The sequence below is a fragment of the Streptomyces boetiae genome (assembly GCF_031845405.1).
Taxonomy (GTDB): domain Bacteria; phylum Actinomycetota; class Actinomycetes; order Streptomycetales; family Streptomycetaceae; genus Streptomyces; species Streptomyces boetiae.
Window position 1 is genome coordinate 209,964 of the sequence record NZ_JAVREN010000002.1, and the last position, 13,725, is coordinate 223,688.

A 13,725-nucleotide genomic window follows, 5' to 3' on the forward strand; every position below is an offset into this window, starting at 1 on the left:
TCCTCCGGCCCGCCTCCGGCCCGGAGGCCCCCGGCGGCGCGGGTCTCCCGGGCGCCGGAGGATGTCCCGGACGTTGCGCGCCGGGGGCCTTGTGGTTGCCGACGCCATTTCTTCGTACGAATCTACAAGAATGAGCACCGTGCCGACGGAGAGCTTCGGTCCTTCCGTGACTGCCGTCACGGGCCGGGCGCCCGCTGTACTGGAGGCACCCCGACCGATCCGCACCGACCCGGAGCCCGCTTCGATGGACTTTCTCCGCCCGGCCGACTGGGAGGAGGCGCTGGCCCTCAAGGCCGCGCACCCCGACGCCGTGCCCCTGGCCGGCGGCACCGACCTGATGGTCGAGCTGAACTTCGCCCGCCGCCGCCCCGAGCGGCTGCTCGACCTCGGCCGCGTCCCCGGCCTGCGCTCCTGGCACGAGGACCGGGAGGCCGGAACGGTCGTCCTCGGCGCCTCCGTCCCCTTCAGCGAGATCGTGGCCCGCCTGCGCCCCCGCCTGCCCGCCCTCGCCCTGGCCTCCCACACCGTCGGCTCCCCGCAGATCCGCAACCGCGGCAGCGTCGGCGGCAACCTCGGCACCGCCTCCCCGGCCGGCGACGCGCACCCCGCGCTGCTGGCCTCCGGCGCCCGCGTGGAGGCGGCCTCGGTGCGCGGCACCCGGCTGATCCCCGTCGAGGAGTTCTTCCTGGGGCCCAAGCGCAACGCCCTGGCGCCCGACGAGCTGATCCGCGCCGTCCACGTCACCGCGGCGCGCGGCCCGCAGCAGTTCGCCAAGGTCGGCACCCGCAACGCCATGGTGATCGCCGTGTGCGCCTTCTCCCTCGCGCTCGACCCCGCCGCCCGCACCGTCCGCACCGGCATCGGCTCGGCCGCGCCCACCCCCGTGCGGGCCACGGCCGCCGAGGAGTTCCTGACCGGGGTGCTGGAGGAGGGCGGCCACTGGGAGAGCCGCCGCCCCGTCCCGCCCGCCGCCGCCGGGGAGTTCGCCCGGCTGGCCACGACCGCCTGCGCGCCCATCGACGACGTGCGCGGCACCGCCGCCTACCGGCGGCACGCCATCCGGGTGCTGGCCCGCCGCACCCTTCACTGGACCTGGGCCGCGCACGCCGCGGACCCGGCACCGAGGGGAGACGCCGCGTGCGCGTGAACCTGACCGTGAACGGCCGGCCCCGCACGGCCGACGACGTCTGGGAGGGCGAGAGCCTGCTGTTCGTGCTCCGCGAGCGCCTGGGCCTGCCCGGCTCCAAGAACGCCTGCGAGCAGGGCGAGTGCGGCTCCTGCACCGTCCGCCTGGACGGCGACCTGGTCTGCGCCTGCCTGGTGGCCGCCGGGCAGGCCGAGGGCCGGGAGGTCGAGACGGTCGAGGGCCTGGCCGCGCGCGAGGGCGGCGAGACCCGGCTCGGCCCGGTGCAGCAGGCCTTCGTCGACGCGGGCGCCGTGCAGTGCGGCTTCTGCACCCCCGGCCTGCTGATGGCCGCCGACGACCTGCTGGCCCGCAACCCCCACCCCGCCGACGCCGACATCCGCGAGGCCCTCTCGGGCAACCTCTGCCGCTGCACCGGCTACGAGGCCATCCTGGACGCCGTCCGCCTCGCCGCGGCCCGCACCTCCGGGACGGCCTGACCATGGGCGTCGTCCCGGCCCCCACGGGCCTGACCCAGCGCGCCGGCACCGGCCCCGCCGGCGGGCGCGTCGGCGACTCCGCGCCCCGCCCCGACGGAACGCTGAAGGTCACCGGCGAGTTCGCCTACTCCTCCGACCTGTGGCACGAGGACATGCTGTGGGGCCACACCCTGCGCTCTCCGCACGCCCACGCCCGCCTCCTGGGCATCGACGTCTCCGCCGCCCTCGCGGTGCCCGGCGTGCGCTGCGTCCTCACCCACGAGGACCTGCCCGCCGCCACCCACTACGGCCTGGAGATCCAGGACCAGCCCGTGCTGGCCCGCGACGTCGTGCGCTACGAGGGCGAGCCCGTGGCCCTCGTCGCCGCCGACCACCCCGAGACGGCCCGCCGCGCCGCCGCGCTCATCGAGGTCCGCTACGAGGAACTGCCCGTCGTCCACGACGAGGCCACGGCCACCGCCCCCGACGCCCCCGTCCTGCATCCCGACCGCGCCGACCGCGTACTCGTCGGCGACCTCCACGTCCCGCACCCCAACGTCGTCCACCGCCAGCCCGTCCTCACCGGCGACCCCGAGGCCGCCGCCGCCCGCGCCGAGGTCGTGGTCAGCGGCACCTACGAGGTCGGCATGCAGGACCAGGCGTTCCTCGGCCCCGAGTCCGGGCTCGCCGTCCCCGCCGAGGACGGCGGCGTCGACCTCTACATCGCCACCCAGTGGCTGCACGTCGACCACCGCCAGCTCGCCCCCGTCCTGGGCCTGCCCCCCGAGAAGGTGCGCCTGACCCTCGCCGGGGTCGGAGGGGCGTTCGGCGCCCGCGAGGACCTGTCGATGCAGGCCCACGCCTGCCTGCTCGCGCTGCGCACCGGCCGCCCGGTGAAGATCGTCTACAACCGGCACGAGTCGTTCTTCGGCCACGTCCACCGCCACCCCGCCCGCCTGGCCTACGAGCACGGCGCCACCCGCGAGGGCCGCCTCCTCTACGTCCGCGCCAGGATCGTGCTGGACGGCGGCGCCTACGCCTCCTCCTCCCCGGCCGTCGTCGGCAACGCCGCCTCCCTGGCCCTGGGCCCCTACGAGGTGCCCAACGCCCACGTCGAGGCCCTGGCCCTCTACACCAACAACCCGCCCTGCGGAGCGATGCGCGGCTTCGGCGCCGTCCAGGCCTGCTTCGCCTACGAGGCCCAGATGGACAGGCTGGCCGCCGCCCTGGACATGGACCCCGTCGAGCTGCGGCAGCTCAATGCCGTTTCCCAGGGCTCGTCCATGCCCACCGGCCAGGTCATCGACGCCCCCGCCCCCGTCGCCGAACTCCTGCGCCGCGTCAAGGAACGGCCCCTGCCGCCCGAGCGCCCCTGGGAGAGCGCCGGGCCCTCCGGCGAGCGTTCCACCGACATCCGCGCCCTGCCGGGCGGCCTGTCCAACAGCGGCCACGGCGAGGGGGTCGTCCGGGGTGTGGGCTACGCCGTCGGCATCAAGAACGTCGGCTTCTCCGAGGGCTTCGACGACTACTCGACGGCCCGCGTGCGCCTGGAGGTCAGCGGCGGCGAGCCGGTCGCCACCGTCCACACCGCGATGGCCGAGGTCGGCCAGGGCGGCGTCACCGTCCACGCCCAGATCGCCCGCACCGAGCTGGGCGTCACCCAGGTCGTCATCCTCCCCGCCGACACCCGCGTCGGCTCGGCCGGCTCCACCTCCGCCTCCCGCCAGACCTACATGACCGGCGGCGCGGTGCGGAACACCTGCCGGCACGTGCGCGCCGAGGTGCTGCGGCGCGCGGCCCAGCGCCTGGGGCTGCCCGACGCCGAGGGCCTGCGCCTGGAGGGCGGCAAGGTCGTCACCCGGGACGGCGAGGCGCTGGCCGCCCTGGCGGACGTGCTGGGGGAGGGGCCGGGCGGGGCCGTCGAGCTGGAGCTGGAGTTCCGCCACCGGCCGACCCAGCCCTTCGACCGGGAGACCGGGCAGGGCTTCGGGCACGTGCAGTACTCCTTCTGCGCCCACCGGGCCGTGGTGGACGTGGACACGGAGCTGGGGCTGGTGAGGGTCGTCGAGCTGGCCGCCGCCCAGGACGTGGGCCGGGCCATCAACCCCCGCGCCGTCCTGGGCCAGATCCACGGCGGCTCGGCGCAGGGCCTGGGCCTGGCCGTGCTGGAGGAGATCGTCGTCGGCCCGGACGGCCGCATCCGCAACCCCTCCTTCACCGACTACCTCATCCCCACCATCCTCGACACCCCGAGCATGCCGGTGGACGTCCTCGAACTCGCCGACGACCACGCCCCCTACGGCCTGCGCGGCGTCGGTGAGGCCCCCACCCTCTCCTCCACCCCGGCCGTCGTCGCCGCCATCCGCCAGGCCACGGGCCGCGCCCTGGCCCGCGTCCCCGTCCGGCCCGAGCACCTCATCGACGAGGACCCCGCCGCGCTCGGGCCCGCCGGCGGCCCGGAACGGGAGGGCTGAGCCGTGCTGGAGATCGCGCGGGAGCTGGCCGCCTGGTGCCGCGAGGGCCGCGACTTCGCCGTGGCCACCGTCGTCGCCGTCCGCGGCAGCGCCCCCCGCCCCCCGGGCGCGGCTCTGGCCGTGGACGCGGCGGGCACCGCCCTGGGCAGCGTCTCCGGCGGCTGCGTGGAAGGCGCCGTCTACGAGCTGTGCCAGGAGGCCCTGGCCGAGGGTGCCCCCCGCACCGGGCACTTCGGCTACAGCGACGCCGACGCCTTCGCCGTCGGCCTGACCTGCGGCGGCGCCCTGGACGTCCTGGTCACCCCTGTCCGCGGCGACGGCCCCGCCCGCCCGCTGCTGTCCGCGGCCCTGGAGTGCGCCGCGGCGGGGGAAACGGCCGCCCTCGCGCGCGTGGTCACCGGGCCCGCCGCGGCGGCGGGCGGCGCGCTGCTGGTCCGCGGGGACGGCACGGCCGAGGGCACCCTGGGCGGCGGCCGGGAGCTGGACCGCACCGCCGCCGCCGAGGCCGCCGCCCTGCTGGCCGCCGGGCGCACCGGGACGGTGGAGCTGGGCGACGCGGGCGGCCGGTGCGGGGAGCCGGTGACGCTGCTGGTGGAGTCCAGCCTCCCGCCGCCCCGGATGCTGGTCTTCGGCGCCGTCGACTTCGCCGCCGCCCTGGCCGGCGCAGGCTCCTTCCTCGGCTACCGGGTCACCGTCTGCGACGCGCGGGCCGTCTTCGCCACGCCCGAGCGGTTCCCCGCCGCCGCCGAGGTGGTCGTGGACTGGCCCCACCGCTACCTCGACGCGCAGTTCGCGGGCCCCGCGCGCCCCGACGGAAGGACGGCCGTGTGCGTCCTGACCCACGACCCGAAGTTCGACGTGCCGCTGCTGGCCCGCGCCCTGCGGCTGCCGCTGGCCTACGTCGGCGCCATGGGCTCCCGCCGCACCCACGACGACCGGCTGCGGCGGCTGCGCGAGGCCGGCCTGACCGGCGCCGAACTCGCCCGCCTGCGCTCGCCGATCGGCCTGGACCTGGGCGCCAGGACCCCCGAGGAGACCGCGCTGTCCATCGCCGCCGAGATCGTCGCCCTCCGCCGCGGCGGCACCGGCGCGCCCCTCACCGCCACCAGCAGGCCCATCCACCCCCGGATCCCGGACGCCACCGTAGGGTCGGCACATGACCACGGACGCCCCTCTGATCTCCCTGCGCGCGCTCAACCGCGCGCTGCTTGACCGGCAGATGCTCCTGCGGCGCTCCTCCCTGACCGCCGCGCAGGCCGTCGAGCACCTCGTCGGGCTCCAGACCCAGGTGCCCGGCACCCACTACACCGCGCTCTTCGCGCGGCTGGCCGGCTTCGACCCGGAGGACTTCTCCCGCCGGTTGGAGGCGCGGGAGTTCGTCCGCGTCAGCCTCCTGCGTTCCACCATCCACACCGTGACCGCCGCCGACTGCCTGGCCCTGCGGCCGGTGCTGCGCGCCGCGCACGAGCGGCCGTTCCGCTCCAACTGGGGCCGCAAGCTGCCCGGCGTCGACCAGGAGGCCGTCGCCCGCCGCGCCCGCGCGCTGGTGGAGGAGAGCCCGCGCACCTTCCAGGAGCTGGGCGCCGCGCTGGCCCCCGAGTGGCCAGGGGCCGACCCGCAGGCCCTCGCCCAGTGCGCCCGCCACCACCTTCCCCTGGTGCAGGTCCCTCCGCGCGGCCTGTGGCGGCGCGGAGGAGCGGCCCGGCACACCACCGCCGAGTCCTGGCTGGGCGCCCCGCTCGCCGCCGGCCTTGCGCCCGACGCCCTCGTCCTGCGCTACCTCGCCGCCTTCGGGCCCGCCTCGGTCAAGGACGCCCAGACCTGGTCGGGCCTGACGCGGCTGCGCGAGGTCTTCGACCGCCTCGCCCCGGGCCTTGTCCGCTACCGGGACGCGGCCGGCGTCGAGCTGTACGACCTGCCCGACGCGCCGCGCCCCGGGGAGGACGGCCCGGCGCCCGCCCGCTTCCTCCCCGAGTACGACAATCTCCTCATCGGGCACGCGGACCGCACCCGCGTCATCTCCGACGAGGCCAAGTCCCGCACCTGGGCGGCCAACCGCGCCTTCCCCGTCTTCCTGGCCGACGGCTTCGTGCGCGGCCTCTGGCGGCTGGAGGCGGACGCCAAGGCGGGCTCGGCAACGCTCTCCCTCACGCCCTTCGGCCCCCTGACCGCCGGGGAGCGCGCCGGCCTGGAGGAAGAGGGCGTGCGGCTGCTGGCGTTCCACGCCCCGGGAGCCGCGCACGACCTGCGCTGGGAGGCGGGCTGAGGCCCGCGCTCCCCGCCGCGCTGCCGCCCGCCCTCCGGCCGGGCGCGCGGCGCGTCAGCTCCCTTCGCGCTCCTCCCGTTCCTCGCGCGCCCCGTCCCGGATCAGCGCCTCGGCGGGGGCGTTCAGCGGGCGCGGCCCGCCCGCCGGGCCCAGGGCGAACAGCGGCAGCCCCAGGACTCCGGCCCGCCGCACGGCCCCCGGCTCGTACCCGGGCACGGAGAACGCCACCGCCACGGCCGGCTCCACCAGGCCGTGCAGCCACAGCGTCTCTATCGCCCGCTCCCCGGTGGGCGCGGCCGAGGAGTTGACCTGCGCCACCACGGCCGGGCCGCGCAGGTCCACACCCGCCCCGGCGCGCGGCGCCGCGCCCCCGCGCACCTCCCGGAAGCCCAGCCGCCGCAGGAACCGCGCCGCGCGGGCCACCGCGTCCCCTGGCCCGCCCAGCGGCCCTTCCACCAGCGGCCGTTCCGCCGGGGCCCCGTCGTCCGGGGGCCCCTCCTCCTCGGGCGGCGGCTGCGCCGGGCCGGGAACGGCCGGCACCAGCCGGAGCAGCGCCCCGCAGCCGCAGGGGAACTCCGGGCGGGGCCGCTGCCCGCGCCGCCCGCAGGCCGCGCACTCCACCTCCGTCCACAGTCCGTCCCAGGACCGGTGACGCACCGGAACGAGTGAACTCTCGGGCATCGGGGGGACGGTGAGGGAGGCTCCGCACGCACACGGGTACTCCGGCGGGACGTAGCTGTGCTCCCGGCGGCACAGCGGACACCGCGATGGCACACTTTTCGTCATCTGGCGCTCCAGGCAAGGAACTTGTCGACGAGATCCACACAGTCTCGCCGACGCCCCCGGCGTTCCGCAGGCATATGCTCGACGTACGGATTCCGGGCGGGACCACCCCGCCGGGACGACCCCTCCTCATCAGCGGGTGACAAGGCGACTCGCCCTCTGTATGGCGCGATGCGCGCACGGTGATATTTACTTTCCTTGTTCGGTCCTCCGGCCGTCCCGTCGCCCACCCGCGGCGCGGTCGCCGGCGGACGCTTCCAGCGTCGATGAAGACGGCAGGGGAGGGTCGAGTGTCGGCAGGAGAAGCTGAGACCGCCCACATCATGCGGAGTGTCCCGTCCCGCGGGACTGATCCCCGTCTGCTGTCCCTGCGCGCGGCCGTGGACCGGCTGCGCAGGGACCTGCGCGGATACCAGGCGGCGCTCGCCGATCGCGAGGTCGCCGACCGAGAGCTGAGCACGCTCGACGGCATCCTGGCCGCCGAGATTCCCGACACGGCCGCGCTGGGCCAGGCGCTGCTGCTGATCGCCGCGGCGGTCGGCTCGGTCAGCGCCCTGGCCCCGGCGGTGCACCAGCTGCGCAAGGCCGTCGAGCTGTTCGGCGTCCCGCACCAGCACACCGCGTACGCCCGGCCGCACCCCTCCTCCCTGGGGGCGGGGCGGTCCACGGAGTGGGGGCGGTGAGCGTCGCGCGCGCGGCGGCGTAGGTTGGCGGCGTGCGCCTGAGAATAGAGTTCACGACCGAGCCGTTCGACCTGGACAGCCCGCCCCCGCACGCCCTGGTGGCGCGCGAGGTGGTGCGCGACGCGCGGCTGGGCGCGGTGGACGTGGGGCCGTTCGGCAATACGGCCGAAGGCCCCGCGGAGGCCGTGCTCGGCGCGGTGAACGACCTGCTGCGCCGGACCCTGGCGGTGGGGGCGACCCGCATCACCCTCCAGGTCAACGTCCTCGGCGGGGCCGGGGACGGCCCGGCCGGTGACGAGGAGGCCGGGGACGAGGAGGGAGCGACATGAGCGGCACCGACGGCCAGGCGTTCATAGCCGCGATCAAGCCGCTGGTGGACGCCATCGGCGGCGAGCTGGTGGGCCCGGGCCAGGCCGGGGAGGACGACGTGGTGCTGGCCTGGGCCGGTGCGGCGGTGGTCGCGGTGCGGCTGCCGCACCTGTCGGACTCCCTGGAGCACATCCTGGCCGACCTGGAGCGGCGGCACGGCAGGCCGCTGGCCGAGCTGGACCGGGCGGCCAAGCAGGAGGTCGTGCGCAGCCTCGAGACCCGCGGGGCCTTCGCGATGCGGCACGGCGTGGAGACGGTGGCGAGCGCCCTGGGCGTCAGCCGGTTCACGGTCTACAACTACCTCAATCGTTCAACAAAATGTTGACGAGTGGGGCGGCTGCGGCTTAGCTGTCCTCATGACCCAGCCCCCGGCCACCCCGCCCGAACCCGGCCCCCACCGCGGCCTGGCCTGGCTCAACGCCGCGGGCCGGCCCGCGGTCCTGGCCGCCCTGCGCCGGGTGTGCGCCTCCCGCGCCTGGGCCGAACGCCTCGCCGCCGCGCGCCCGTTCCCCGACGCCGCCGCCCTGCTGGCCGCCAACGAGGCCGCCACGGCCGCCCTGGACCCCGCCGCGCTCGCCGAGGCCCTCGCCGCGCACCCGCCCATCGGCCGCCCCGAGCCCGGCGACCCGGCCTCCGCCCGCGAGCAGCGCGGCATGGCCGACGCCCCCGAGGCCCTGCGCGCCGAGATGACCGACCTCAACCTCGCCTACCAGGAGCGCTTCGGCCACGTCTTCCTGATCTGCGCCACCGGCCTGAGCGGCGAGCGGATGCGCGACGCCCTGCGCGCCCGGATGGCCAACCCGCCCGAGGCCGAACGCGAGGTCGTCCGCGCCGAGCTGGCCAAGATCAACGCCCTGCGGCTGACCCGCCTTGCCGACTCCGCCGCCACCGTCTCCACCCACGTGCTGGACACCGCCGCCGGGCGCCCCGCCGCCGGCGTGGCCGTGTCCCTGGCCGTGGCCGTCGAGGGCGCGGCCCCCGGGCCCGGCGGCGGCCCCGCCTGGATCGCGCACGCCGCCGCCCGCACCGACGCGGACGGCCGCTGCGCCGGCCTGCCCCCGCTGCCCGGCGGCGCCGGTCTGGCCCGGCTCACCTTCGCCACGGGAGCGCACCTGGCGCCCGGCCGCGAGGCGCCCCCGGCCTTCTTCCCCGAGGCGGCCGTGTCCTTCGCCGTCGTCCCCGGCGAGCACTACCACGTCCCCCTGCTGCTCAGCCCGTACGGCTACTCCGTCTACCGAGGGAGCTGACCCGCCCATGCCCACGCTCGGCCAGAACCAGTACGGCAAGGCGGAGGTGCGCGTCGTCCGCGTCCTCCGGGACGGCGCCACGCACCACGTGCGCGACCTGAACGTCTCGGTCGCCCTCTCCGGAGCGATGGAGGACGTCCACCGCTCCGGCTCCAACGCGGCGGTGCTGACCACCGACACCGCCAAGAACACCGTCTTCGCCTTCGCCCGCGAGCACGGCATCGCCTCGCCCGAGGCGTTCGCCGCCCTGCTCGCCCGCCACTTCGTCGCCTCCCAGCCGACGATCCACCGCGCCCGCATCCGCGTCCAGGAGTACGCCTGGGACCGCATCCCCACCCCCGGCGAGGGCGCGCACTCCTTCGTCCGCGCCGGGCGCGAGACCCGCACGGCGCAGATCACCCACGACGCCACCGGCGACGCCCCGGAGTGGGAAACCCTCTCCGGCGTCACCGGCCTGACGGTCATGAACACCACCGACTCCGAGTTCCACGGCTACCTCAGGGACCGCTACACCACGCTGCCCGAGACCCGCGACCGCATCCTGGCCACCGACGTCACCGCCGTGTGGCGGCACGGCGCCGCGACGCCCCCCGACGCCGATCCGGCCGCGGACTGGGACGCCGCCTGGGCCTCCGCCCGCGACCACGTGCTCGGCGCGTTCGCCCGCACCTACTCGTACTCCCTCCAGCAGACCCTCTTCCGGATGGGCTCTCAGGTGATCGAGAACCTGCCGGGCGTGGACGAGATACGGCTCTCCCTGCCCAATAAGCATCATTTCGTGGTGGACCTGGAACCCTTCGGCATGAAGAACGAGGGACCCGACGGGGCCGTCTACTTCGCGGCCGACCGGCCCTACGGCCTCATCGAGGCCACGGTGCTGCGCGAGGGCGCCCCGGCGCGCATCCCCGCCGACCTGACCAACCTCTGACGCGACGCCCGACACCCGAGGAGGCCGACGTGACCGCAGCCACCGCCCGGCGGATCGTCATCGAGAACTGCGCCATCGCCACCGTGGACGCCGAGGGCACCGAGCACGCCGAGGGCCACCTCGTCGTGGCGGGCAACCGCATCGAGTCCGTGGGCCCCGGCCCCGCCCCGCGCGACCTGCCCGGCGTCGCCCGCCGCGTGGACGCGGCGGGACACCTGGCCACCCCCGGCCTGGTCAACACCCACCACCACTTCTACCAGTGGCTCACCCGCGGCCTGGCCCAGAACTGCAACCTCTTCGACTGGCTCGTCACCCTCTACCCCATCTGGGCCCGGATCGACGAGCCGATGGTCCACGCGGCCGCCCGCGGCTCCCTGGCGATGATGGCCCGCGGCGGGGTGACCACCGCCATGGACCACCACTACGTCTTCCCGCGCGGCGCCGGCGACCTGCTCGGCGCGGAGATCCGCGCCGCCCGCGAGCTGGGCGTCCGCTTCACCGCCACCCGCGGCTCCATGGACCGCGGCGCCTCCGACGGCGGCCTGCCCCCGGACTTCGCCGTGGAGACCACCGAGGAGGCGCTGGCCGCCAGCGAGCGCGCGGTCGCCGAGCACCACGACCCCTCGCCCGGCTCGATGCTGCACGTGGCCGTGGCCCCCTGCTCGCCGTTCTCCGTCTCCACCGAGCTGATGCGCGAGGCCGCCGCCCTGGCCCGCCGCCTGGGCGTGCGGCTGCACACCCACGGCTCGGAGACCGTGGAGGAGGAGAAGTACTGCCACGAGCTGTTCGGGATGGGCCCCACCGACTACTTCGAGTCCACCGGCTGGCTCGGCGAGGACGTGTGGATGGCCCACTGCGTGCACATGTCCGACGCCGACATCGCGGCCTTCGCCCGCACCGGCACGGGCGTGGCCCACTGCCCCTCCTCCAACGCCCGGGTGGCCGCCGGCATCGCGCGCGTGCCCGACATGCTGACCGCGGGCGTTCCCGTGGGCCTGGGCGTGGACGGCACGGCCTCCAACGAGGCGGGCGAGCTGCACACCGAGCTGCGCAACGCCCTGCTGATCAGCCGTCTGGGCCCGCACCGCGAGAAGGCCCTGACCGCCCGCCAGGCGCTGCGCCTGGGCACGGCCGGCGGCGCGCGGGTGCTGGGCCGCCAGGCGGAGATCGGCTCGCTGGAGCCGGGGAAGCTGGCCGACCTCGTGCTGTGGCGCCTGGACGGCCTGGGCCACTCCACCATCGCGGACCCGGTCGCCGCCCTGGTCTTCGGCCCGCCCGCCCCCGTCACGCTCTCCCTGATCAACGGCCTGCCCGTCGTGGAGAACGGCCGCCTGCGCACCGCAGACGAGGACACCATCGCCGCCGAGGCCCGCACCCAGTCCCGCCGCCTGGCGCGCCTGGCCGCGGACGCGTAGCCCTTCCCGGGCGGGGGAGGCGGGAGGACCTGGGCCGGGGAGGCCCCGCTGCCCGCGGGGCCCGCCCGGCCTGGGAGCGCTGCTGCGCCCCGCAGCCACTGCGCCCTGCGGGCACCTGCGGGCTCTGGCCCGGCGGGCGCTGCGTTCTGGGGCCGCCTTTTCCGTCCGGCGGACGCCTGCTCGGCCGTGGCCCGCGGACCGCCCGTCGGCCGGCCGTGGCCGCAGCACACCGACGGGCCCGCCCGCCCGCCGGCCGGGGCGGCCGGCCGTGGCCGGCCGTCGCGCCCGCCCGGCCTCAGGGCAACGCCGGGGGCTCGGCCAGGAGTTCGTAGGCGGGGAGGGTGAGGAAGTCGACGTACTCCTCGGCCAGGGAGATCCGCATCAGCAGGTCGAACGCCCGCTCCCAGCCGCCGGAGACGTACGCGTCCTCGCCGACCTCGTCGCGGATCGCCAGGAGCTGGTCGGCGGCCACCTGGCGGACGTACTCGCGGGTGACCCGCTCGCCGGTGTCCTCCAGCTCCACCCCGGCGTTGATCCACTGCCAGATCTGGGAGCGGGAGATCTCGGCCGTGGCCACGTCCTCCATCAGGTTGAAGACGGCGACCGCCCCGCGCCCGGCCAGCCAGGACTGGAGGTAGCGGGTCCCGACCTGGATGGCGTTCTTCAGGCCGTCGCAGGAGGGGCGGGCCTTGAGCGAGTCGATGGCCAGCAGGTCGTCCGCGCTGACGGCGACGTCCTCGCGCAGCCGGTCCTTCTGGTGCGGGCGCTCCCCGAGCACCGCGTCGAAGGCCGCCCGCGCCACCGGCACCAGGCCCGGGTGCGCCACCCAGGAGCCGTCGAAGCCGTCCCCGGCCTCGCGGTCCTTGTCGGACCTGACCTTCTCGAAGGCCACCGCGTTGGCCTTGGCGTCGCGGGAGGGGATGAACGCCGCCATGCCGCCGATCGCGTGCGCCCCGCGCCGGTGGCAGGTGCGCACCAGCAGGTCGGTGTAGGCGCGCATGAAGGGCGCGGTCATGGTCACGGAGTTCCGGTCGGGCAGGACGTACTTCTCGCCGCCGTCGCGGAAGTTCTTCACCAGCGAGAAGAGGTAGTCCCAGCGGCCGGCGTTCAGCCCGGAGGCGTGCTCGCGCAGCTCGTAGAGGATCTCCTCCATCTCGAAGGCCGCCGTGATCGTCTCGATCAGGACCGTGGCCCGGACCGTCCCGTCCGGCAGGCCCAGCTCGCCCTGCGCGAAGCGGAAGACGTCGTTCCACAGCCGCGCCTCCAGGTGCGACTCCAGCTTCGGCAGGTAGAAGTACGGGCCCTTGCCCAGCTCGATCAGCCGCCGGGCGTTGTGGAAGAAGTACAGCCCGAAGTCCACCAGCGCGCCGGGCACGGGCCGCCCGGCCACGGTCAGGTGCCGCTCGTCCAGGTGCCAGCCGCGCGGGCGCATGACCACGGTGGCCAGCTCCTCGTCGGGGCGCAGCGCGTACTCCTTGCCGCGCTCGTCGGTGAAGTCGATCCGGCGGCGGTAGGCGTCGGACAGGCTCAGCTGCCCGCCGATCACGTTCTCCCAGGTGGGGGAGGAGGCGTCCTCGAAGTCCGCGAGCCAGATGCGGGCGCCGGAGTTGAGGGCGTTGACGGTCATCTTGCGGTCGGTGGGGCCGGTGATCTCCACCCGCCGGTCCTGGAGGGCGGGCGGGGCGGGGGCCACCCGCCAGGAGTCGTCCGCGCGGAGGTCCGCGGTCTCCGGCAGGAAGTCCAGGCGGCCGGTGCGGGCGATCTCGGCCCGCCGCTCCTGCCTGCGGCCCAGCAGTTCGTCGCGGCGCGGGGTGAACCGCCGGTGGAGCTCGGCCACGAAGGCCAGCGCCTCTTCGGAGAGCACCTCGTCCTGCCGGGGCAGGGCGCGCGATGCTGCGACGGTGACGGCGGACATGGGCGGTCACTCCTTCATCGGACCTTCAACGGGACGAGCCTGG

The 13,725-nt window shown here is 76.1% G+C and carries 13 protein-coding genes; 11 read left to right on the forward strand and 2 right to left on the reverse strand.

The genetic code is table 11. The annotated features are described in order from the left end of the window. Positions 1 to 244 precede the first annotated feature (244 nt). Genes RM780_RS02085 through RM780_RS02105 form a run of 5 tightly spaced genes read left to right on the forward strand, consistent with a single transcriptional unit; the run spans position 245 to position 6,342 of the window. Complete coding sequence (locus RM780_RS02085) at positions 245 to 1,147, forward strand: FAD binding domain-containing protein (RefSeq protein ID WP_311628659.1); 903 nt, start codon at positions 245 to 247, stop codon at positions 1,145 to 1,147. After that, positions 1,138 to 1,623: a (2Fe-2S)-binding protein gene (locus tag RM780_RS02090; protein WP_311628660.1), complete on the forward strand. Its 486-nt coding sequence runs from the start codon at positions 1,138 to 1,140 to the stop codon at positions 1,621 to 1,623. The genes RM780_RS02085 and RM780_RS02090 overlap by 10 nt, the downstream gene beginning before the upstream one ends. A gap of 2 nt (positions 1,624 to 1,625) precedes the next feature. Continuing rightward, complete coding sequence (pucD, locus tag RM780_RS02095; protein ID WP_311628661.1) at positions 1,626 to 4,076, forward strand: xanthine dehydrogenase subunit D; 2,451 nt, start codon at positions 1,626 to 1,628, stop codon at positions 4,074 to 4,076. A 3-nt stretch (positions 4,077 to 4,079) separates the two neighbouring features. Then, complete coding sequence (locus tag RM780_RS02100; RefSeq protein WP_311628662.1) at positions 4,080 to 5,288, forward strand: XdhC family protein; 1,209 nt, start codon at positions 4,080 to 4,082, stop codon at positions 5,286 to 5,288. Then, positions 5,233 to 6,342, forward strand: a complete 1,110-nt coding sequence (locus RM780_RS02105; protein ID WP_311628663.1) for a winged helix DNA-binding domain-containing protein — start codon at positions 5,233 to 5,235, stop codon at positions 6,340 to 6,342. The genes RM780_RS02100 and RM780_RS02105 overlap by 56 nt, the downstream gene beginning before the upstream one ends. A gap of 54 nt (positions 6,343 to 6,396) precedes the next feature. Here the strand turns inward: RM780_RS02105 and RM780_RS02110 are convergent, their stop codons facing one another. After that, complete coding sequence (locus tag RM780_RS02110; protein WP_311628664.1) at positions 6,397 to 7,023, reverse strand: hypothetical protein; 627 nt, start codon at positions 7,021 to 7,023, stop codon at positions 6,397 to 6,399. Between the two features lie 425 nt (positions 7,024 to 7,448). Here RM780_RS02110 and RM780_RS02115 point away from each other — a divergent pair, with 425 nt between their 5' ends. From RM780_RS02115 to RM780_RS02140, 6 genes are read left to right on the forward strand one after another with little or no spacing between them, the layout of a single operon-like run. Continuing rightward, the gene (locus RM780_RS02115) at positions 7,449 to 7,808 is read left to right on the forward strand and encodes a DUF5955 family protein (protein WP_311628665.1); all 360 of its coding nucleotides are present in this window, start codon (positions 7,449 to 7,451) and stop codon (positions 7,806 to 7,808) included. A gap of 32 nt (positions 7,809 to 7,840) precedes the next feature. Further along, positions 7,841 to 8,137, forward strand: coding sequence for a hypothetical protein (locus RM780_RS02120; RefSeq protein ID WP_311628666.1), 297 nt, complete (start codon positions 7,841 to 7,843; stop codon positions 8,135 to 8,137). After that, positions 8,134 to 8,502, forward strand: coding sequence for a helix-turn-helix domain-containing protein (locus RM780_RS02125; protein ID WP_311628667.1), 369 nt, complete (start codon positions 8,134 to 8,136; stop codon positions 8,500 to 8,502). Before RM780_RS02120 ends, RM780_RS02125 begins: the two co-directional genes overlap by 4 nt. A 31-nt stretch (positions 8,503 to 8,533) precedes the next feature. Beyond that, positions 8,534 to 9,424, forward strand: a complete 891-nt coding sequence (gene uraD / locus RM780_RS02130; RefSeq protein WP_311628668.1) for a 2-oxo-4-hydroxy-4-carboxy-5-ureidoimidazoline decarboxylase — start codon at positions 8,534 to 8,536, stop codon at positions 9,422 to 9,424. Between the two features lie 7 nt (positions 9,425 to 9,431). Next, complete coding sequence (gene pucL, locus RM780_RS02135; RefSeq protein WP_311628669.1) at positions 9,432 to 10,352, forward strand: factor-independent urate hydroxylase; 921 nt, start codon at positions 9,432 to 9,434, stop codon at positions 10,350 to 10,352. 29 nt (positions 10,353 to 10,381) lie between these two features. Further along, complete coding sequence (locus tag RM780_RS02140; RefSeq protein WP_311628670.1) at positions 10,382 to 11,767, forward strand: 8-oxoguanine deaminase; 1,386 nt, start codon at positions 10,382 to 10,384, stop codon at positions 11,765 to 11,767. Positions 11,768 to 12,062: 295 nt separating this feature from the next. Here the strand turns inward: RM780_RS02140 and aceB are convergent, their stop codons facing one another. Beyond that, positions 12,063 to 13,682, reverse strand: coding sequence for a malate synthase A (gene aceB, locus RM780_RS02145; RefSeq protein WP_311628671.1), 1,620 nt, complete (start codon positions 13,680 to 13,682; stop codon positions 12,063 to 12,065). Positions 13,683 to 13,725 lie beyond the last annotated feature (43 nt).

Bases quoted from the DNA above. Each gene is read 5' to 3' on its own strand.
- RM780_RS02110 (WP_311628664.1), bottom strand. From the start codon at position 7,023: ATGCCCGAGAGTTCACTCGTTCCGGTGCGTCACCGGTCCTGGGACGGA.
- RM780_RS02125 (WP_311628667.1), top strand. From the start codon at position 8,134: ATGAGCGGCACCGACGGCCAGGCGTTCATAGCCGCGATCAAGCCGCTG.
- aceB (WP_311628671.1), bottom strand. From the start codon at position 13,682: ATGTCCGCCGTCACCGTCGCAGCATCGCGCGCCCTGCCCCGGCAGGAC.
- pucL (WP_311628669.1), top strand. From the start codon at position 9,432: ATGCCCACGCTCGGCCAGAACCAGTACGGCAAGGCGGAGGTGCGCGTC.
- RM780_RS02085 (WP_311628659.1), top strand. From the start codon at position 245: ATGGACTTTCTCCGCCCGGCCGACTGGGAGGAGGCGCTGGCCCTCAAG.
- uraD (WP_311628668.1), top strand. From the start codon at position 8,534: ATGACCCAGCCCCCGGCCACCCCGCCCGAACCCGGCCCCCACCGCGGC.
- RM780_RS02105 (WP_311628663.1), top strand. From the start codon at position 5,233: ATGACCACGGACGCCCCTCTGATCTCCCTGCGCGCGCTCAACCGCGCG.
- RM780_RS02115 (WP_311628665.1), top strand. From the start codon at position 7,449: ATGCGGAGTGTCCCGTCCCGCGGGACTGATCCCCGTCTGCTGTCCCTG.
- pucD (WP_311628661.1), top strand. From the start codon at position 1,626: ATGGGCGTCGTCCCGGCCCCCACGGGCCTGACCCAGCGCGCCGGCACC.